General features: G+C 42.7%; 17 protein-coding genes and 6 pseudogenes. 17 read left to right on the top strand and 6 right to left on the bottom strand.

Features of this window, described 5'->3' with window-relative positions; genetic code table 11:
• The first annotated feature begins 391 nt into the window (after positions 1 to 391).
• The 5 genes and pseudogenes from KNP06_RS14755 to KNP06_RS14735 all read left to right on the top strand — a co-directional run bounded on the left by KNP06_RS14755 (position 392) and on the right by KNP06_RS14735 (position 4914).
• Positions 392 to 730 carry an ArsR/SmtB family transcription factor gene (locus tag KNP06_RS14755; protein ID WP_029336177.1) on the top strand — a complete coding sequence of 113 codons (339 nt, stop codon included), beginning with the start codon at positions 392 to 394 and terminating at the stop codon, positions 728 to 730.
• 23 nt (positions 731 to 753) lie between these two features.
• Positions 754 to 1695 (top strand): cation diffusion facilitator family transporter, encoded by a 942-nt coding sequence (locus KNP06_RS14750; RefSeq protein ID WP_029336176.1) that lies wholly within the window; start codon positions 754 to 756, stop codon positions 1693 to 1695.
• Between the two features lie 124 nt (positions 1696 to 1819).
• Complete coding sequence (locus KNP06_RS14745; protein WP_029336175.1) at positions 1820 to 2635, top strand: ZIP family metal transporter; 816 nt, start codon at positions 1820 to 1822, stop codon at positions 2633 to 2635.
• A gap of 321 nt (positions 2636 to 2956) precedes the next feature.
• Positions 2957 to 3850 (top strand): annotated as a pseudogene (locus tag KNP06_RS14740) (arsenic resistance protein).
• Positions 3851 to 4062: 212 nt separating this feature from the next.
• Complete coding sequence (locus KNP06_RS14735) at positions 4063 to 4914, top strand: cation diffusion facilitator family transporter (protein WP_029336174.1); 852 nt, start codon at positions 4063 to 4065, stop codon at positions 4912 to 4914.
• Positions 4915 to 5411: 497 nt separating this feature from the next.
• On the opposite strand, the pseudogene KNP06_RS14730 reads toward KNP06_RS14735, so the two are convergent.
• Positions 5412 to 6536, bottom strand: a pseudogene (locus KNP06_RS14730) (heavy metal translocating P-type ATPase); the annotation flags it as partial.
• On the opposite strand from KNP06_RS14730, the pseudogene KNP06_RS14725 reads away from it, so the two are divergent.
• The 3 genes and pseudogenes from KNP06_RS14725 to KNP06_RS14715 form a co-directional block, all read left to right on the top strand.
• Positions 6528 to 7324 (top strand): annotated as a pseudogene (locus KNP06_RS14725) (IS3 family transposase); the annotation flags it as partial. The pseudogenes KNP06_RS14730 and KNP06_RS14725 overlap by 9 nt on opposite strands.
• Positions 7325 to 7383: 59 nt before the next feature.
• Positions 7384 to 7770, top strand: a pseudogene (locus tag KNP06_RS14720) (DUF6036 family nucleotidyltransferase); the annotation flags it as partial.
• 32 nt (positions 7771 to 7802) lie between these two features.
• Positions 7803 to 8153, top strand: coding sequence for a hypothetical protein (locus tag KNP06_RS14715; RefSeq protein WP_214712749.1), 351 nt, complete (start codon positions 7803 to 7805; stop codon positions 8151 to 8153).
• A gap of 187 nt (positions 8154 to 8340) precedes the next feature.
• Here KNP06_RS14715 and KNP06_RS14710 read toward each other — a convergent pair whose 3' ends face one another.
• Positions 8341 to 9087, bottom strand: a complete 747-nt coding sequence (locus KNP06_RS14710) for a coiled-coil domain-containing protein (protein WP_214712748.1) — start codon at positions 9085 to 9087, stop codon at positions 8341 to 8343.
• 282 nt (positions 9088 to 9369) lie between these two features.
• On the opposite strand from KNP06_RS14710, the gene KNP06_RS15500 reads away from it, so the two are divergent.
• The 8 genes from KNP06_RS15500 (at position 9370) to KNP06_RS14670 (ending at position 15959) form a co-directional block, all read left to right on the top strand.
• Complete coding sequence (locus KNP06_RS15500; RefSeq protein ID WP_353048616.1) at positions 9370 to 9801, top strand: thioredoxin family protein; 432 nt, start codon at positions 9370 to 9372, stop codon at positions 9799 to 9801.
• Positions 9802 to 9857: 56 nt separating this feature from the next.
• Positions 9858 to 10316 carry a CopY/TcrY family copper transport repressor gene (locus KNP06_RS14700; protein WP_214712746.1) on the top strand — a complete coding sequence of 153 codons (459 nt, stop codon included), beginning with the start codon at positions 9858 to 9860 and terminating at the stop codon, positions 10314 to 10316.
• Positions 10317 to 10361: 45 nt separating this feature from the next.
• Positions 10362 to 10577 (top strand): heavy-metal-associated domain-containing protein, encoded by a 216-nt coding sequence (locus KNP06_RS14695; RefSeq protein WP_029336168.1) that lies wholly within the window; start codon positions 10362 to 10364, stop codon positions 10575 to 10577.
• Between the two features lie 18 nt (positions 10578 to 10595).
• A complete protein-coding gene (locus KNP06_RS14690; protein WP_214712744.1) occupies positions 10596 to 13055 on the top strand; it encodes a heavy metal translocating P-type ATPase in 2460 nt (819 codons plus the stop codon).
• Between the two features lie 14 nt (positions 13056 to 13069).
• On the top strand, positions 13070 to 13345 hold the full coding sequence (locus tag KNP06_RS14685; RefSeq protein WP_029595503.1) for a glutaredoxin family protein: 276 nt from the start codon (positions 13070 to 13072) through the stop codon (positions 13343 to 13345).
• A 142-nt stretch (positions 13346 to 13487) separates the two neighbouring features.
• The gene (locus tag KNP06_RS14680) at positions 13488 to 13730 is read left to right on the top strand and encodes a heavy-metal-associated domain-containing protein (protein WP_051627724.1); all 243 of its coding nucleotides are present in this window, start codon (positions 13488 to 13490) and stop codon (positions 13728 to 13730) included.
• A gap of 50 nt (positions 13731 to 13780) precedes the next feature.
• Positions 13781 to 14458 carry a hypothetical protein gene (locus KNP06_RS14675; RefSeq protein WP_236355812.1) on the top strand — a complete coding sequence of 226 codons (678 nt, stop codon included), beginning with the start codon at positions 13781 to 13783 and terminating at the stop codon, positions 14456 to 14458.
• A gap of 79 nt (positions 14459 to 14537) precedes the next feature.
• Positions 14538 to 15959 (top strand): MATE family efflux transporter, encoded by a 1422-nt coding sequence (locus tag KNP06_RS14670; protein WP_214712742.1) that lies wholly within the window; start codon positions 14538 to 14540, stop codon positions 15957 to 15959.
• A gap of 228 nt (positions 15960 to 16187) precedes the next feature.
• Here the strand turns inward: KNP06_RS14670 and KNP06_RS14665 are convergent.
• Positions 16188 to 17042: pseudogene (locus KNP06_RS14665) on the bottom strand (PRD domain-containing protein).
• 19 nt (positions 17043 to 17061) lie between these two features.
• Entirely contained in the window at positions 17062 to 18102 is a 1041-nt protein-coding gene (locus KNP06_RS14660; protein WP_214712740.1) for a glycoside hydrolase family 1 protein, read from the bottom strand.
• Here KNP06_RS14660 and KNP06_RS14655 point away from each other — a divergent pair.
• The gene (locus KNP06_RS14655; protein WP_251129770.1) at positions 18076 to 18687 is read left to right on the top strand and encodes an IS3 family transposase; all 612 of its coding nucleotides are present in this window, start codon (positions 18076 to 18078) and stop codon (positions 18685 to 18687) included. The genes KNP06_RS14660 and KNP06_RS14655 overlap by 27 nt on opposite strands.
• A gap of 63 nt (positions 18688 to 18750) precedes the next feature.
• Here KNP06_RS14655 and KNP06_RS14650 read toward each other — a convergent pair.
• Positions 18751 to 19413 (bottom strand): annotated as a pseudogene (locus KNP06_RS14650) (peptidoglycan DD-metalloendopeptidase family protein).
• Positions 19414 to 19640: 227 nt separating this feature from the next.
• A partial coding sequence (locus KNP06_RS14645) for an IS30 family transposase (RefSeq protein WP_214789480.1) occupies positions 19641 to 19927 on the bottom strand: 287 nt, incomplete at its 5' end.

Below are 19927 nucleotides of genomic sequence, written 5' to 3'. Positions count from 1 at the left end.
CTAATTGTATCAAATTGGTATGCTTACTAAAAAACAGCTTTGATTTAGAAAAACATGAAAAGCTTTTTGAAGTTGGAAAATAGATTAGACAATACCCAGTAAATAATTCAATTGACGTTTTCTTAAAACGTTAGTGTACTATATTGATTTTTTGAAAAAGCGTGACTACCTATCGAGTATGAGATCTAACTAGCTCTCTAATAGGTAGTTTTTGTATGGCTAAAAATAAGAAATAATCGCAAAACCAGAGAAAGTATCTCAAATCTTCAAGTATGTAGAGCTGATAGAATAAATGTTTTTTAAATTAAGTGTTGACGGCACAGCAAAAGTCTAATAAGTTATATATGAACATATGAACATGTATAGTTATCATGAGCGGAGGTACTGACTTATGGATGAACCGATTGAAGATACTACAGAAAATGAAATAGAAATAGGGGCGCAGATTGACGATGAGACTCTATTTATTGTATCTCAGACGTTCAAGGCACTTAGTGACCCGACAAGAATTAAAATATTAACCCTGCTATGCACAAAGGAACATTCGGTCAACGGAATAGCTGATCTTCTTAACTTAAGTCAATCAAACGTGTCTCATCAGCTACGTTTTTTAAAAAATCTTCGACTTGTCAAGTTTAGAAGAGAAGGAACTACTCTATTTTATTCAGAAGATGATCACCATGTCATGAACTTACTAAGACAGGCGATTGAGCATGCGAAACACCACTAAATATAGTAAGGAGAGTTAATCTTATGGCACATAATCATGCACATGATCATTCTCATACCTCTAACAAAAAGATTTTGATCATTTCATTCTTTATTATTTCGGCATACATGGTTGTAGAGGCGATTGGAGGGTACCTTACAAATAGCTTAGCACTTTTAGCGGACGCAGGTCACATGCTTAGTGATGCGGCTTCGCTCGCTATTGCATTACTTGCCTTTAAATTAGGTGAACAAATAGCGAACAATCGTAAAACGTTCGGATATAGACGCTTCGAGATTCTAGCAGCTGTTTTAAACGGGGTCACACTCATACTGATTTCCATATATATCTTTTATGAGGCCATCAATCGATTTATTCAACCACCTGAGGTCGCATCCGTAGGAATGTTAATTGTTAGCAGTATTGGCCTTGCTATAAACCTTCTTGTTGGATGGATTATGTTAAGAGGTGCAGACGTAGAACATAATTTGAATATGCGAGGTGCTTATCTACATGTTGTAAGCGATACGTTGGGTTCAGTCGGTGCAATACTGGCAGCGCTTCTTATCATGGCATTTGGATGGAACTGGGCAGATCCGCTCGCAGGAATCATTGTAGCGGGACTTGTTTTACGAAGTGGTTATTTCGTGACGAAATCCGGATTGAACGTATTAATGGAAGGTGCACCACAAAACGTTGATGTCGAAAAGGTTCTTCAAGTCATTCACAACAAGGAGGGGGTACGGAGTATACACGACTTTCATCTTTGGAGTATCACAAGTGGAATGAATGCACTCTCATGTCATGTTGTCGTTGATGGTAATTTACAAATCTATGACAGTGAGAATCTACTTCAAGAAATTGAACACGATTTAGCACATCTGAACGTTCAACACTCTACGATTCAATTCGAAACTCTTTCTCATCCTCACAGCGATGAATTGCTTTGCAAACTGAAGGTAGGGGAAGTAGTACATCAACATTAAAAAAATCACCTGTTGAGTAGGATTGACAATCAAGAGGAGGAGACAGCAATGCTGATTTTGGATAATAGTTACTTAATTTTGAGCATGTATAGAAACTCGATTTTTGGCAACGGAGTTTTGATAGATGATTGAATATATTTCTTCGTTAGAACCCCTTACTCAAGCATTGCTGGGTACTTTATTCACTTGGGGGATGACGGCGCTTGGTGCCGCGTTAGTGTTTATGACAAAATCAATGAATCAAAAGCTAATGGATGGGATGCTCGGTTTTGCTGGAGGAGTAATGATTGCCGCTAGTTTTTGGTCATTACTCTCACCTGCAATTGAGATGGCGGAACAAGATTCTCTTCCGGCGTGGTTACCAGCTGCAATCGGTTTCTTACTTGGAGGATTCTTTTTATCAGGTGTTGATAAAGTGATTCCACATCTGCATCCCACTTCACCGATGGATGAGGCTGAGGGTATAAACCCTAAGAAGAGAAAGCGGAGCACGTTACTGGTGTTAGCAATAACATTGCATAATATTCCAGAGGGACTTGCCATAGGCGTTGCATTTGGAGCAGTTGCAGCAGGATTCCCTTCATCATCAATCACGGGAGCTATCGCGCTGGCAATCGGAATCGGCATACAAAATTTCCCTGAGGGTGCTGCTGTGTCAATGCCATTGAGACGAGATGGATTATCTCGTCGTAAAAGTTTTTTCTATGGCCAGTTATCTGGTATGGTTGAACCGTTCGCGGCGTTGGTAGGAGTAGTAGCAGTACTCATAATGGAGCCTTTACTTCCGTTTGCGCTAAGCTTTGCTGCAGGAGCAATGATTTTTGTTGTAGTGGAGGAGGTAGTCCCAGGATCTCAAGAAAATGGAAACAAGGACTTGGCTTCTGTTTGTTTAATGTTTGGCTTTACAATCATGATGATTTTAGATGTGGCTTTAGGCTAAAATAATTATTTTTTTAATGGTTATCACTTTATTTTTTGACTGATATATATTCAAGATACTAACTATATTCGGAAGTGTAAATAATGAGCCTTAATTATATTTACTTTCAGTCGGTATTTTTACTGTTGGATAAATAAAAATACTAGAAGAAAAAATATAAAACCTCTTGCCCTGGCAATTAAAATCGTGGAGTTATCTATTTCATTCTGAAATTTCCTGAAAATTTTGGGGGTGATTTTGATAGAGAAGGAAAGCAAATTCGGAATTCAAGTGCTAGAGAAGGTGGAAGCCCACCAAGTCAGTATATACATCATTTTTTTGATGTTGGCAGTAATCTTTGGTCTATTGAATACAGAAGCTGTATATCTCGATATTTTTATTTCTCCCCTTTTAGGAGTTTTGATGTATGGGATGTTCGTTCAAATTCCGTTTCTGAAATCGAATGGATCTGCTACAAACATGAGGTTTGTGGTAGCTCTTTTATTAGGAAATTTTGTTGCCGTTCCTTTAATAGTTTAGGTTTTGGTTATCATATTTCTTCAAGATTCATCACTAATGCTGGGGGTGTATTTGGTGTTGTTAACACCGTGCATCGACTATGTGATTGTTTTTACAAAGATGGGAAAGGGAAACGAATCAATATTGTTAAAAGTAACACCGATTCTTTTAATTTTACAGACGATACTCTTACCCATATATTTATTCGTATTATTAGGAGAAAAGGCTATTAGTATCGTTAGGATGGGTCCATTTCTAGATGCATTTCTATTTTTGATTTTTATACCGCTTCTATTAGCGATAATGACACAATTGTGTTCTAAAAAGAGTTCTTTAGGTAATCGTATCATGAAAATGCCGCCATGGATTCCCGTTCCATTTATGTCTTTTGTACTTTTTGTGGTAGTTGCCTCTCAAATTAGGGAAGTGTATAGTGACCTCGGGACATTAATAGATGTAATACCAGTTTATATTTTATTTCTACTTATCATACCATGGGTGTCAAAGTCCCTTGGTAAGTTGTTCAAACTAGATATTGCTTCAAGAAGAGCAATTACATTTAGTATGGGAACAAGGAATTCACTTGTAGTTCTTCCATTAGCATCTATATTACCAGAGCCCCTATCAACACAAGTAGCTGTAGTGATCATTTTACAGACCGTTACCGAATTGTTCGGAGAAGTCTTATATATAAAATTAGTGCCTAAATGGTTCTAACAAATTAGATACATGTATTTAATTTCGCTTTCAAAAATTACGTCCTTCGATTGTTTATTAAAATATTAAGAACTGCGCTTAAGTTCTCAAGTATGCGTTGTTTACAATCAATAGGCAAAGAAATTTATTATATTGCAGAACGCTAGAGACCAGTATTATTCTAACAACTAACCTTTTTAAGGATGGACTACCAAGTGAGGAGAGATCGAACAATGGCGAGTACTGATAAGGCATCAAAAAATATCAAACTAGCATTTATAATTAATCTTGTTTTCTCGATTGGTGAATTTATCGGGGGATTTTTGATTAATAGTGTTGCAATCATGTCGGACGCCATTCACGATTTAGGTGATGCTCTTGCATTGGGCCTGTCCTGGTTCTTACAAAAATTTTCGAACAAAAAACCCGATCATAACTTCACTTTTGGATATAATCGTTTTTCCCTTTTAGGAGCATTAATAAATGCGACAATATTAATAATTGGATCTGTATATATTTTTACTCAAGCAATTCCTCTACTGTTTGAACCGGAGCATTCTAATGCACAAGGAATGATTTGGTTTGCAATTTTTGGTGTGCTTTTAAATGGTTTTGCGGCATTCCGTCTACACAAAGGAAAATCAGTAAATGAGGGAGTACTATCTTGGCACCTTTTAGAAGATGTTTTAGGTTGGATTGCCGTTCTTGTAGTAGGGATAGTTTTACTCTTCAAGGATATACATATACTTGACCCCATCCTATCAATTGCTATTGCGTTGTTTATATTAGTGAATGTGTTTCGTAATTTAGTTAAAACAATGAAAATACTTTTAGGTGCTGTCCCTGATGGTATTGACATCGATGAGGTGAAGCAAAAGATTGAAGGTATTGAAGAAGTGATTTCTGTTCAAAACCTATATGTCTGGTCAATTGATGGCGAAGATAACGCCATGAATTTACACTTAATAGTAGAAGAGATGAATCTAAAGGATTCAACTATTGTTAAACAAAAAGTCAAAGAAGTGACTTCAAAACTAGATATTAAACATTCTACAATAGAGTTAGAATCAAAAAAACACAACTAAAGAAATAAGTCATCCTTGCACCAAATCCACACTGAGGTTCGACATATGAGTAAAAATTCTATACTTCATACCGTCTGATACCAATAAATACTTTTCTACGTGCAAGGAAACTGAATATCGAATGAGGGTATATTTAGAAACCCCCTCATTCGTTTTTTTTTTGAACACTATCGAAATTTCGTCTCTTAAAATAGGATGTATTCGAATGAATGAATGATTCCAAAACGAACGTTCAAATATTTAGATTTAATTGTCATAGTTTAGTAGACCTATCGACCGGATTTTCTTTCCATACTTCGGAGAATATTCCGGTCAATGAATAAGGTTCGGCCTCGATTAAAACTGTCTGATGATAAAAAAGCTGATAATGAAACCTAAAAAGATGACTCGGGAACAATACCGAAGTCATCTTAAAGCCGTCTTAAAAAACAGAGATCATTTATTTTTATCATACCCAATACAAATTCGAGGATATAAAAATGAATATTTTTGTTTTTTTATTCTTTGACATTCATCAGTCTTAAACTGTTCAGTGCTACCAGAAGAGTTGCCCCCATATCGGACATAATAGCTATCCATAGGGTGAGCCAGCCCGGGATGACCAAGAGTAATGCAATCGCTTTGATACTGATAGCGAACGCGATGTTCACTTTGATAATATTTAGGGATTTTCGGCTCAATTTTATCGTAAACGGTAGTTTGCTCAAATCGTCGCCCATCAGGGCGACATCTGCTGTTTCCAAAGCGGTATCCGTTCCAGCACCACCCATGGCAATTCCAACAGTAGAGGCAGCGAGTGCCGGAGCGTCATTTACGCCGTCCCCGACCATCGCGACATTGTCGTACTCAGCTCGCAAGCGTTTAATGACATTTAATTTATCCTCTGGCATCAATTCTGCCTGGATTTCGTTGACGCCAACTTGCTGGCCGATAGCTTTGCCTGTCCCTTTGTTGTCACCCGTCAGCATAATTGTCTTTTTAATACCCATATCATGTAGTTTCCGGATGATTTCTTTGCTGGATTCCCGGACTTCGTCGGCTACGGCGATAACCGCCAATATGCTTTGTTTCGTTCCGATAATCATCGAAGTCTTACCTTGCTGTTGCAGAGCCGTTACGGTTTGGTCCAGATTATTATCAATACTTTCAACACCTAGCTCGTTAAAGAGAAGCGGGCTTCCGATAAAGTAGGTGGTGCCGTCTATCGTTCCTTTAATGCCTTTTCCTGTGATGGAAGAGAAGTCCTCAACTCTGATAGAGGTGTAAGGTATGTTTTCCTCGTCCGCTTTTTTCATGATGGCAGAGGCCAACGGATGCTGAGAACGATATTCCAATGCCGTCACGATAGAAAGCAGTTCTCTCTCGTTTACCTGCTTGTTCGTGATTTTAAAGTCTGTGACGACAGGTACACCTTTGGTCAGGGTACCGGTTTTGTCAAATGCAATAGCTTTCAGCGCGCCCATTTCTTCCAGGTATACGCCGCCTTTAATCAAGACCCCTTTTTTGGCAGCATTACCGATGGCGGAAACAATCGAAATCGGCGTCGAAGTGACTAAGGCACACGGGCAACCCACTATTAGAACCGCCAATCCTTGATAGACCCAGGTTTCCCAGCTGGCATCTCACGTGCGGCCTATTACAAATGGTTGAATCGCACCATACCGGTGCGTCAAGAAGAGAACGAGAAGCTTCTGGAGGACATCCGTCTACTCTATGACCAGGCGAACGGCACATACGGGTACCGTCGGATCACGATGACGATCAACCGGTTGCGCCGACAACAAGGACTGTCCCCGTTCAATGAAAAGCGAGTCTATCGCTTGATGCATATCCATGGGATCCAATCGGTCATCCGCCGGAAGCGGAAGAAGCATAAGAAGTCAACGCCGCAGCACGTGGCCGAGAATCTGATGAACCGAGAGTTCAGCGCGTCCCGACCGGACGAGAAATGGTGCACCGACGTCACCGAGTTTAAATATGGTGCCGGGAAAAAGGCATACCTGAGCGCAATCATCGACCTGTACGACGGCTCGATCGTCGCCTATCGCATCGGAAAGTCCAACAACAACGTTCTCGTCTTCCAGACGATGATGCCAGCCATCACGGGGCTCCGCACAGGAGCGCGTCCGATGATCCATAGCGCCAATATACCTCGAGAGGGTTCAAACGCATGGTGGAAGACGCGGGACTGACCCACAGCATGTCCCGGGTCGGACGTTGCATCGACAACGCCCCGATCGAGAGCTTTTGGGGTACCCTGAAAGTCGAGATGTACTACCTGCGTGAGTTTCAGGCCTATAGCGAACTCACATCGGCCATCGAGACCTACATATCGTTCTACAACCATGACCGTTTCCAGAAACGGCTAAACGGCTTGAGCCCTGTCGAATACAGGTCTCAAACCGCCTAGTTCGGTTTTCATTATTTGCCCTGTCTACTTGACGGGGGGCAGTTCAGTATCGTCCGACGCGAGATATTGATATTCGCGTGACGGAGGGCGTCGTGACACCTGAATTGAAAGAGGCGCTTCATGAATATGAAATTGAAATTGTCGAAGGGGTGATTCAGTTCCCACCCCGTGAAGACTTTAGGGAAAATGAATTCCGGCATAAGATTGAAGGGCTGTTCGAGGCGATTGATGTGTATATCCCCGACATTGAACTTTTAGCATGTACCAAGATTTTCTCCTCTCGCCAAAAGGATCTAGAGGATCTCGAAAAAACGAATCTATTGGCACTTTGCGATAAAGATAAACTTCTCGACCTTGTAGAGGAATACAAAGCAAACGTGACGTGGGACAATCCATTTTGTAACGTGCATGACTTGAGTCGAATTTTTCGGGAAAAGGGTATATAATAAATCAAAAGAAGAGTAGAGGAGGGTGACCGATGTCAGACAGTAATCATGTACTTCTGCAAAGCGAGCTAGCGGATGAACTGAATCGTATGCAGGCAGGCGGGACAAGCTATCGCTTAGAGACGGCTCAATGGGCCCTGGCCTTAAGTCGTCATGTATCGGTCCCTGAATCGCTACGTGACCGAGAAATGGCTCGCCAGTATGTTCGATCTTCACTGCATGATTTACAGGACGACCGGGCAGAGGATGTGGCAAAAATGCTTAGTATGGCAGCACGGCGTGCCTACAACACTCCTGAAAGTACGTTCTCGGTAGATATGAAAGTGAAATTAGAAGAAAAGCGTAATCGATTCAAGGTGCGTGGATTGCAGGTGAAATCTTAATTGGACCAAGCGGAGTCATTCTTTATACTCTCATGAGGTTATGATTCTACGTATGAATGAAGTTTTTTGGTCAAATCATTGAACATGTATCAAATGACTTCTTCAAACCGTTAAATACTTTCTTTGTAATAAACATAAGGGTACTAGATTCAGTCACTGGTTGACTCAGTCTAGTACCCTTTTCGTATCATTGTTTATTTTGTTGGGTATTACGCTCACGCAGGACCGCGAGCTCGACCTGCTCCTGTAACCGGTTCTCGAATGTCTCTTTCTCTCGACGGAGGAGCTGGACTTCTAAGTGCAGTTTCTGGTTCTCTTCTTCAAGCTGGTCAAGACGGCGTGTACGAGCTTTTAAGTCGTCGACAGCGTCCATAAGACTTTGATTTTGCCGGTAGAGCTGGCTACGTTCATCTTCTAGCTTTTTCATGTCTCCTTCTAGATGAAAAACTGTTTTTTTCTGCTCTTTTAGTTCTTCTTTGTTAGACACACGTTCTGTTTCCAATGCGTCTTCAACGATTCTCTTTTCAGCGATTAGTTGGTTGATTTGATTTTGTAATTGAGTGAGTGCAATTTCATGTGACGACACCTTTCGCTCATACTCCTCTTGGAGTCGTTCAGCTTCTGCAATTACGCTTTGTTCAAGGTTATGAATGGTATTTTTATATCGCGCGTTGATTCGCTCATGTTCTTTTTGTTGCGTTTCTAGTCGAGTGGCTCGTTCATTGAACAGGGCAAGCACTTGATTCAGTGCTGCTTCGAGTGATTCGTTCTCCTTGACGACTAAGGGGTCCGGTGACTGTTTATCGGCCAATGATATTAATTGCTCGAATAATTGGTTGGTTAATATTTGACGTTGCTCCATTAAACGCTGAATATGTTCTTTCACTTCTTGTGACACGCGGAATGACGTCACCTTGGTCTCGTTTGATTCCAATTCTAATCCCTCATTTGGTTATTATTTTGTATACAGCATATGTAGTTCCTATATTTAAATCATATAAATACAAGTTGTTATAAAAAAAATCACTCATAAACTGGCACTTTGTGGTGTAGGAAGGTATACATTTCGACGTCGAAATGTATACCTTCCTACACTTTTTACTTATGAGAATGTCTCAATAGTAAGCTAGTAGTCGAATCATCTATTTAATCCTAGCGACTAAGCAACAAAACGCTTAAGACAATTCCTACTTTGTTTTATTACATCATATAAGAGATGACAGTAGTTAACAATTTAAAGCTGTATGAGTTCAAAATAAATACGACCCAACTAAGTACGAATCGAATTAGTGTTTTGAGAGAAACAATAAGCTTAAAGAAACATACAAAATGGACACGAATATATAGATTGACAAATAAAGTTTACAGTTGTAAACTTAAATCGATTACAAACGTAAACGAAAAGAGAGGAGAAAAAATGCTTTCGAAATTTCAATTATCTGATTTGCAAATGGTTAATCACTCTACGCAGCCTGTAGTCTTAAAGTTCACCGCCGATTGGTGCCCGGGATGCCGTCAGCTCGCACTACTATTTGAAAGCGTTGCTGAAGGATATCCAGATGCGTTTTCTAGACAAGAATATAGCCTATCAAGACTGAATAGCGAACCCAAAAACATAATGGTTGACAGACGACGTTTACGATTGTAAACTGAAATCAAATAAAACGTTTACGATTGTAAACTTAAAATTTGGAGGTTAGACAAATGGCTGAACATGTCGAAAAACAAATCACGGATTCAGAATGGGAAGTCATGCGTGTCGTTTGGGCCCAAAAGCACGTGACCAGTAAAGAAATCATCGAGGTATTGGAAAAGAAGATGAGCTGGAAGCCTGCGACGACGAAGACATTCATTGGAAGGCTCGTGAAAAAAGGGATGCTCTCAACCGAGGCCGAGGGGAAGAAATTCATCTACTCCGCGAACGTCGTTGAAGGTGACGTCATCAGAGAGACGTTACACGATCTACTCGATCATATCTGTGACAGGGATGTCGGTAACACAATCGGAACGATGATCACACAGGCGAAACTGAGTGTACAGGATATCGAGAATCTCAAAAAAATCCTTGAGATGAAGGAAAGTGAAGCGGTGGAGGACATTCCATGCACCTGTACCCCGGGTCAATGCAGATGTCAGGACCATTCTTGTGGATCCAGACATTGAGTTTGAAATGATGTCATGAATGTAGTGAATAGGAGGAGACTCAAGATGAAAAAAACGATTTTAACGATTAAAGGTATGTCATGCGCTCATTGTGTCAACAAAGTCGAGTCAGCACTTGAAGGTCTGAATGGGGTTGAAAGTGCGAAAGTCAACTTAAAGAAAGGCATCGCAAAAGTGAAGTACGATGAAACACGACTAGATGTGAATGAATTTAAAGAAGTTGTGGGCGAGGTCGGTTACGAAGTCGAATCAGCCCAATAATAATGGAGGTAAGACGATATGGAGAGTAAGACATTTGCCGTGGAAGGGATGACCTGTGCGTCCTGCGTTCAGACAGTTGAAAAAGCAACAAAAAAATTGCCTGGCGTAGTGACCTCCAACGTCAACCTAGCGACTGGGAAATTGAGCATTCATTACGATGAGACGAAAATCTCGCCGCTGGATATTCAGACGACCGTCGAGAAGGCTGGCTACAAGGCCTCAACCGAGACCGAGCAAAGATCATTTGTCATCACAGGGATGACTTGTGCCTCGTGTGTGCAGACGATTGAGAAGGCCACGAGGAAAATGGTGGGTGTGACTGAGTCGAATGTGAACCTGGCGACAGAAAAATTAGTCATTCGATATGATCCTCAGCTGGTGACTGTATCAGATGTCGTCCGAGTGGTGGCAAACGTCGGATATGAGGCAAGAGAAGATCAAGAATCAACGGATGGCCAAGATACAGAGAAAGAAAAGAAACTGAAAAAAATTCAATCGATGTGGAACCGATTTGTAGGATCGGCGATTTTCACGATTCCATTACTCTATGTGGCGATGGGGCATATAATCGGCCTACCCCTACCGATGGCATTGGATCCAACGATGAACCCAGAATTGTTCGCTGTCTTGCAGCTCATGATGACCATCCCAGTGATGTTGTTCGGATGGAAATTCTTCTCCGTAGGATTTAAGACATTGTTCCGAGGGCATCCGAATATGGATTCACTTGTCGCCCTAGGGACGAGCGCAGCCTTCTTCTATAGCGTCGGTGCCACCATGGCTATCCTCTCAGGTTATGAGGGATACGTGAATAGCCTCTACTATGAGACAGCCGCAGTCATTCTCACGCTGATCACATTAGGTAAATATCTTGAAGTCCGGTCGATGGGTAAAACATCCGAAGCGATTGAAAAATTGATGGGACTGGCACCTAAGACGGCAAAGGTCGTCCGTAACGGACAAGAGTTAGAAGTATCAATCGACGAAGTCATCGTCGGCGACACGATTATCGTAAAGCCTGGTGAGAAGATTCCGGTGGATGGCGTGGTTCTATCAGGTAATACGTCTGTAGACGAATCCATGCTGACCGGTGAAAGTATCCCTGTTGAAAAAAATGTGGGTGCTCAAGTCATCGGTGCCAGCATCAACAAGAACGGGATCATCCAATACCGAGCCACGAAAGTCGGTAAGGATACGGCGCTATCTCAAATCATCAAATTGGTCGAGGATGCACAGGGCTCTCGAGCTCCTATCGCAAAACTGGCCGATATCATCTCCGGATACTTTGTACCGATTGTCATCGTCGTCGCGATCCTTTCAGGAATTGCATGGTATTTAGGCGGTCAGACCGGCCTCTTCGCCTTAACGATCACGATTTCAGTACTGGTCATCGCCTGCCCTTGTGCACTAGGTTTGGCCACACCAACAGCAATCATGGTGGGTACGGGCAAAGGTGCTGAGAATGGTGTGTTGATCAAGAGTGGCGGCGCCTTGGAGACGACCCATAAAGTCCAGACGATCGTGTTCGACAAGACAGGGACGATCACTGAAGGAAAACCGAAAGTGACAAATATCGTGACAGTGAATGGACATCAAGAAGATGAGTTGTTACGCTTGACCGCTTCCGCTGAAAAAGGGTCTGAACATCCATTGGGCGAAGCAATCGTAAGAGCGGCAGAGGACAGAATGATGCGTGTCATGGATATCGATCGTTTTGAAGCCATCCCAGGGCACGGGATCGAAGTCCTGATCGACGGAAAAGTCTTGCTTGCCGGAAACAGAAAATTGATGAAAGACCGCGGCATCTCACTGGATGTCCTTGAAGGCGCTTCAGACAAACTCGCACACCAAGGCAAGACGCCGATGTATATCGCGATTGACCAACAAATCGCAGGGATCATCGCTGTCGCAGACACCGTCAAAGAAAACAGTCGTAAAGCCATTCAGAAACTTCAACGAATGGGTATCGAAGTAGCCATGATCACCGGAGACAACAAAGGTACGGCCATGGCGATTGCGAGACAGGTCGGGATCGATCGGGTACTGAGTGAAGTGTTACCTGAAGATAAAGCGAACGAAGTGAAGAAGTTACAGGCCGAAGGGAAGAAGGTCGCAATGGTCGGTGATGGAATCAATGACGCACCAGCCTTGGCCCAAGCAGACATCGGAATCGCGATCGGTTCGGGTACTGACGTTGCGATCGAATCTGCAGACATCGTCTTGATGCGAAGCGATTTGATGGATGTACCTACAGCTGTCGAATTGAGCAAGTCAACCATCCGCAATATTAAACAGAACCTGTTTTGGGCATTTGCCTATAATGTCATGGGTATCCCGTTTGCGATGGGGATTGTTTATCTACTTGGTGGGCCCTTATTGAACCCGATACTTGCTGGAGCGGCCATGAGTTTAAGCTCAGTCTCGGTCCTGGTGAACGCACTCCGTTTGAAACGATTCAAGCCTTCGATGATCAAATAAAAGGAGGAATTGGGATGGATAGAGATCTACAGCTCGAACTTTACACGCGTCCGACGTGTTCAGATTGTCAGGATGCCAAAAAATACTTAAAAACAATCTCAGTCTCTTATGTGAACAAAGATGTGGGTGTGAACCTTGACCTTGAACAAGAAATGGTAGCGATATCAGGAAATCGAATCGTACCACTGTTTGTCTTCTACAAAAAAGGGATGCTCAGAAAGAGAAAAGTAGTTAAGTACTTTGTTGGCTTCGAGAACAACAAAGAGGAGATTCTAACATTGCTACGATAAGCAACGATAGCTCACTCTCAGAACCTGTTGAAAGCGTGTCGCGCAATGAGGGACACGAACATAAGGTGGCGAGGGTGTAAAAAAATCGATACTTTTACACCCTACCCATGTATGGTAATTAAATAATCAGGAGGAACATATAATGAAAAAATCAACATTTCAGGTAGCGGGTATGTCTTGTGGATCTTGTATCAATAAGATTGAAGGACACGTTGGAAAGTTAGCGGGTATTGAATCAGTGAAGGTCAATCTTTCGGCGGGAGAGGTGGACGTGACGTTCGATGAAAGCCAACTCACACTTTCTGAGATTGAAACCGCAATTCAAGAGACTGGCTACGAGGTAACGGAGGCGACCGTTAAAATCGGTTGTTCTTGCTGCAAGTAATGGAGGTCGAGTGACGGTGCGATCAAGGACTACACAAAGGAGTGTTAAACGTGAAAGACCATGGACATCATCATATGAAGAACTTGACGGGAAATGAAGTGTCTGTAGAAGCTAAATATGAATTCGGGAAAATCAGTATCGAGTTAAAGGATCAACATCAGCAAGCCCCGGAACTCGAAGTCAGCCATGAAAAGGAATTCCATTTGATTCTCGTGAACGAAGACCTAACTGAGTACCGACACCTCCATCCGTTTAAAAAGGGTGAGGGTCGATTCGAGCACCCCGTCCAACTTGAGGCAGGGGCGTATAAACTCTTCGTGGATATTCAGCCTAAGGGACTGGCATATCAAGTGAAGCCGGTTCACTTACAGATTGATCATCAGTCCTCTTCCTCTATCGAATCGTCACTTAAAGTGGATGAGCGTCTGACGAAGACGATCGAAGGTCATACCGTCGAGCTGTCGATTGACTCTTTAAAAGCGCATGTCCCGACTGTCTTCAGCTATGACACCAAAGAAAGTAACCCGGAGCCATACCTTGGAGCACTTGGTCATGTCGTCATCTTGGATGAAGCCGGAGAACAGTTTATCCATGTGCATCCTTCTTCTCATGATACGACGGAATTTGAGACGGTCTTCCATAAACCTGGCCTATACAAGGTCTGGGCCGAATTCCAGTTCCATGGGACTGTGCACACCTATCCTTTCGTCATTCGTGTCTCAGATTGACCATGAGCGACCCATGGTTCCTCGTTGGGTCGCTTTCCTGTAATCGTTGTAAGCATAATTTTCGAAGGAGAGGACTCAGATGATAGAAAGTGAGCGGCTGGACACTCATGGTGATCGAAAAACCAAGATGAAATTCATCCTTCTACTCGCGTTACCAGCGGTTGCCGAGAATTTTTTCCAAACGTTGCTCGGATTTGTCGATACGCTGTTCGTCTCAAGAATCGGCCTAGCAGAAGTGTCAGCGGTAGGAGTGACGAATGCCATCCTCGCCATCTACTTTGCTGTCTTTATGGCAATCGGTGTGGCAGTAAACGTTTATGTCGCCAATAACTTAGGCGCAGAACGAATCGAGCGCGCGAGACATATCGCGCAGCAGGCCATCGTCCTATCTGTCGTGGTCGGGGTGACGTTTGGGGTCGTGACGCTATTTTTCGCTGAGCCTCTCCTGCGGTTGATGGGGGTGGAGAATGACGTTTTAGAAGCTGGTAGCACCTACTTCAAAATTGTCGGGATCCCATCGATCGTGATGGCATTGATGTTTGTGCTCAGTAGTATCTTACGAGGTGCGGGAGATACAAAATCACCGATGAAGGTGAGCATCGTCATCAATGTCGTCAATATTGTGCTCGACTATATGTTGATTTTCGGTTTTTGGATCATCCCCGAACTTGGTCTCGTCGGAGCGGCACTCGCGACCGTCATCGCCCGGCTCGTCGGGACGCTCTTATTGATGAACTATATTCGTAAGACGGAAGTCATCGCCTTCAGGAAAGATTTCTGGAGACCGGATCTCGAACACCAGTTGGAGCTCGTGAACCTTGGAAGCCCGGCGGCTATCGAGCGATTGGTCATGAGAGCCGGACAGATCGTGTATTTCGGATTCATCGTGGTACTCGGGACGAACACCTTCGCCGCGCATCAAATTGCAGGGAATCTAGAGGTGTTCTCTTATATGTTGGCATATGGTTTCGCGACAGCAGCAACCATTCTCGTCGGTCGCAACATCGGAGCGGGAGACCACGAGACCGCCAAAGAATATGCCAGATTGAGCACGTTCATGGCGATGGGCTTCATGTCCTTATTCGGGGTCGTCTTATTCTTCTTCGGAGGATGGGCAGGTTCACTTTTCACCGACGATCCCCAAGTCATCAAAGACATCGATGTCGCGTTAAAAATAGCAGCGGTCTTCCAGCCTTTCCTAGCAGTCGTCCTTGTATTGACCGGTGGATTCCAAGGAGCGAACAATACGAAGTTTCCAATGTATCTGACCACGATCGGTATGTGGGTGATCCGGACTGGGGCAGTATATGTATTGGCGATTCAGATGCAGATGGGCATTGCAGGAGTGTGGATCGCCATCGGTCTAGACATCGTCTTTAAGGCGATCGTCCTTTGGATTCAATTCAGCCGAGGGCGTTGGATTGTAGCGGAATCCGAACCACAGAAACCCTGTCATCCCAAAACTAAGCATGAAGACGTGCGATGTATAAATAATTACTAACACTAGGCTAGAAATTGTAGGAAAGAGCAAAGTTGTTCTTTCCTTTTATCTTTTCTGAAAAAGTTATTAAAGGAGCCCGTCACGCCGACCTAAAGAAATCGAATCAGTGGTGAAAAACACACATATGTCATGCGGCCTATAGCTGCTCGATTATAAAAAATGGATATTTTTTTGTTCAGTATAGAAAAAACCTGGTCTTCGTCAATAAGAACCAGGTAATTAAGAAAGTTATTGTTTATTCAAATCCATATTAGTTGTCAGGCGATGAATATGAACGGCTAGATAAGCTAGTTCCTCATTAGGAATTGTCACACCGTGCAACTGTTTAAGGTAGTCCCGTACTTTGAATGAACCATTCATGGCCTTTGGGTAGATGTTCGCAATCTGTTCAAATAGTTGATCGGATTCTTCATTCAATATTTTTCCAGCATAAAAGCGTTCAGCGAAATATTTCACATGTGTGATGAATCATGAATAATGAATATCTTCTTCATCGGTTTCAATATTGTAAGCATATCGAATAAGGTTCACAATACTCCCAATCATCTTGGCGTAGCGCATGCCATCACGTGTTTCTTCTCTTTCTCCTTGCGTGTTGATAATATGAAAAGCAATATTGGCTGCCTCTTTAATAGGCAGTTCGATTTTAAATCGTTCATTCATGAGATTAACCGCATAACTTCCAATCTTGAATTCCTGTGGATAATAGTTTCGAATTTCCAAAAATACTCGGTTGCTGATAGTAATACCTTTATAATAACGTTTTACCGCAAAGTGAAGGTGGTCTGTCAGTGTTAAAAAGATACCGGCATTGAGCTTTGTAGCTAGCTTTTCCTCAGCATATGCAACGATTTCTCGAGTGAACTCGACGAATTCAGGAGGAATTTCAGTCACCAGTCCTATGAACTCTTTAATACGGACATCGTCAGCGGGTAAGAACATTTGGGAGGCTTCAGGTGGAGCGACAACATTTCCGACTTTCTGCCCGAAACCAATTCCTTTTCCAATTAAAATGTACTCAAGCTTTGATTTGTCCTCGACAATCACGACACTTGAATTTAATACTTTTTTGATACGAATCATTCCATACATCCGTCTTAATTCAAGTCAGATCATCTCCATTTGAAGCTATGACTTTTTTATACCAGTAGAACGAATCTTTTTTAATCCGTTCTAGGGTCCCGTTCCCTTCGTCGTCCAAGTCTACATAGATGAACCCATACCGCTTCTTCATTTCTCCTGTACTTGCTGCAATTAAATCGATTGGTCCCCATGCCATGTAACCGAGTAAAGGCACCCCGTCGATGGAAACTGCTTTTTTCATCTCTTCAATATGATCCCGTAGATAGGCGATACGATAGTCGTCATGAACTTTCTTATCTGAGGTGAGTTCATCAACGGCCCCGAGACCGTTTTCAACAATCATAAGTGGCAACTGATATCGATCATATAGATAATTTAAAGAATAGCGCAAGCCTTTCGGATTGATACTCCATCCCCATTCACTTTGCTCCACATGCTGGTTTTTATAGCCTGTCTTCACGCCATTCAAACCAGAGAATTCGAGAGGCGACTCCTTGACGATAAGGTGAGTTAAGTAATAGCTATATGAAATAAAATCAACAGGACCACGGTACAATGTATCGGCGTCTCCTTCTTCAAACGTCAAAGAGATATTCTCGCGCTCTAATTCTTTTTTAATGTAGTTCGGATATTTGCTACGACAAAGTACTTCACAGTAGTACTGCATTTTATGCATGAATTCCTCAGTTCGTTGGACGTCATCTGGGTCTGGGGAGTTTGGATATGCGAAGTGGCCATTATACATCATCCCCACTTTGTTCTCTGAATCAATTTCATGGGCAAGTGTCACGGCTTTGGCATTCGCCAACGTCTGATGGAATGCACCGATAAACTGTGATTCTTTCGTTGAAGAAGGGATTCCTCCCCCCATCCATGGTTTTGTCGACATGACATTGATTTCATTAAAAGGAATCCAATATCGGACTTTACCTTTATATCGAGTAAACATGGTTTCGCAGTAGTGAAGGAAGAAGTCGACCACATCACGATGAAGCCAGGAGCCATATTTCTGTAATCCTAGCGGAGTCTCGAAATGAAGAGAATCATGAAGAAGCACCATCTCCAGTGTCGGATCAAACCCAAACGAAAATGGAAGTCTCAGGGTGAGAGTATCGTCATCGCCCCTGACCTTCTCAAGCGAGACTTCACTGCCAGTAGACCGAATAAGAAGTGGGTGACGGACATCACCTACATCCAATACGGGGGCACGACGAAGTACCTCTCCACGATCATCGACCTATTCAACAATGAGATTGTTGCCTATAAGCTATACGATCATCAACAGACGCCCCTCGTCATCGATACGTTAAGGATGGCGTTGGAGAGTCGGAACAATCCCCAAGGGGTTATCATCCATTCAGATCAAGGAAGTGTCTATACATCATATGCCTTTCAAGATTTCGTAAAGAGGAAGTATCTGACGAGCAGCATGTCTCGAAGAGGCAACTGTTGGGATAATGCGGTGATCGAATCGTTTCATTCGAACTTGAAGTCTGAGGTGTTCCAGTACGTCAAGTTCAACTCGTTAAGCGACTATGAAGTGCGTGAACGGGTGAATAATTACTTAACTTACTACAACGAAGAACGTATCCAAGAAAAATTAGGCTACCTCACACCGATAAAATATGGTGTGGCGGTAGCCTAATCAAGGTATTTTTATTAGTGTCTCATACAGCTAGGTCAGTCTAATCTTTTCTTTTTTTATAGGTTACAAATAGTTCATTGGGTTGACACTATTCGCTGCAGAATAACTGCTGTATTTATAACTGTTTTTATGAATGTCAAAGTGCAAATGATTTCCGAACGAGTTTCCTGTATTCCCAACTGTTCCAATCTTCATACCTTTAGAGACTGTCTGACCACTTTTTACCGAAAGGCTGTTCATATGAGCATAAACGGTTACGTATTTTTGATTCTGTAGACTATGTTAAATCATAACGTGTTTACCGTACGCACCGCTGTTTTTAGATGTAATGACTTTTCCACTGGCAGAAGCGTAGACGGGTGTGCCTTTTGCTGCAGCTAGATCAACGCCATTATGGAATGTATAACCGTAAGCACCATTAGAGTTTCCGTATCCTTGGGTCAGCCGACCTTCTGTAGGAGAAGCAAAAAGAGAGTTATTATATGATGTTTTTTTGGCAACGTGGCTCTTATATTTTTTTAGGTAAGAACTATAGATATACCGTGTGTTTCCTTTGTAAAGTACTTTTGTCCAAGCTCCTTTTTTTCCCAAATAAGAAAAGGTCTGCCCAGTGTTAGTGATGCCGACAATTTTGTGATTGAGAGAAGGACCAGTCCGAACACGAAGATCGTCTGTCTTCACTTTTACGTTATATGCACTACTTGCTTCGACTTTTGGACTATGCATCGAAAAAGTTGTTGTGAGTAAGACACTAGAAGCGATAAGTATTACCTTGTTTTTCATTAGTTGTACTCCTTTAAAGATAAAGATACAGTGACGAACGATTTGTTAAAAGGAGTATAGCATCACTATATTACAAAAAAGTATATCAAATTCATTTCAAAAATTGACAAGAGATTTAATCAAAAAATGCATAGTTTTTTCACAAACGGATTTTATGATAAGATGGTTTGTCAAATTAAGCGCAACACTTCCTCGGTGAAGGCCTCGTGTGCGGTTTTCCAGTCCAGGCACTTCCTCGGTCGCCCGTTGATCTTGGTCAGCGCGTCCGCGAGTTCGTCATGCGCCACCTGCGCGAAGTCCGTTCCTTTCGGGAAGAACTCGCGGAGGAGCCCGTTGGCGTTCTCGTTGCTCCCCCGTTGCCACGATGAGTACGGGTCGGCGAAATACATCGGCACACCGAGTGACGCCTGGATGCGCTCGTGACCGCTGAACTCCTTGCCACGGTCCGTCGTCGCCG

This window comes from Exiguobacterium sp. s21, from assembly GCF_018617975.1.
Taxonomy (GTDB): Bacteria; Bacillota; Bacilli; order Exiguobacteriales; family Exiguobacteriaceae; genus Exiguobacterium; species Exiguobacterium mexicanum_A.
The sequence above is the reverse complement of the archived record's forward strand: the minus strand, read 5'-3'. Positions and strand labels throughout refer to the sequence as shown.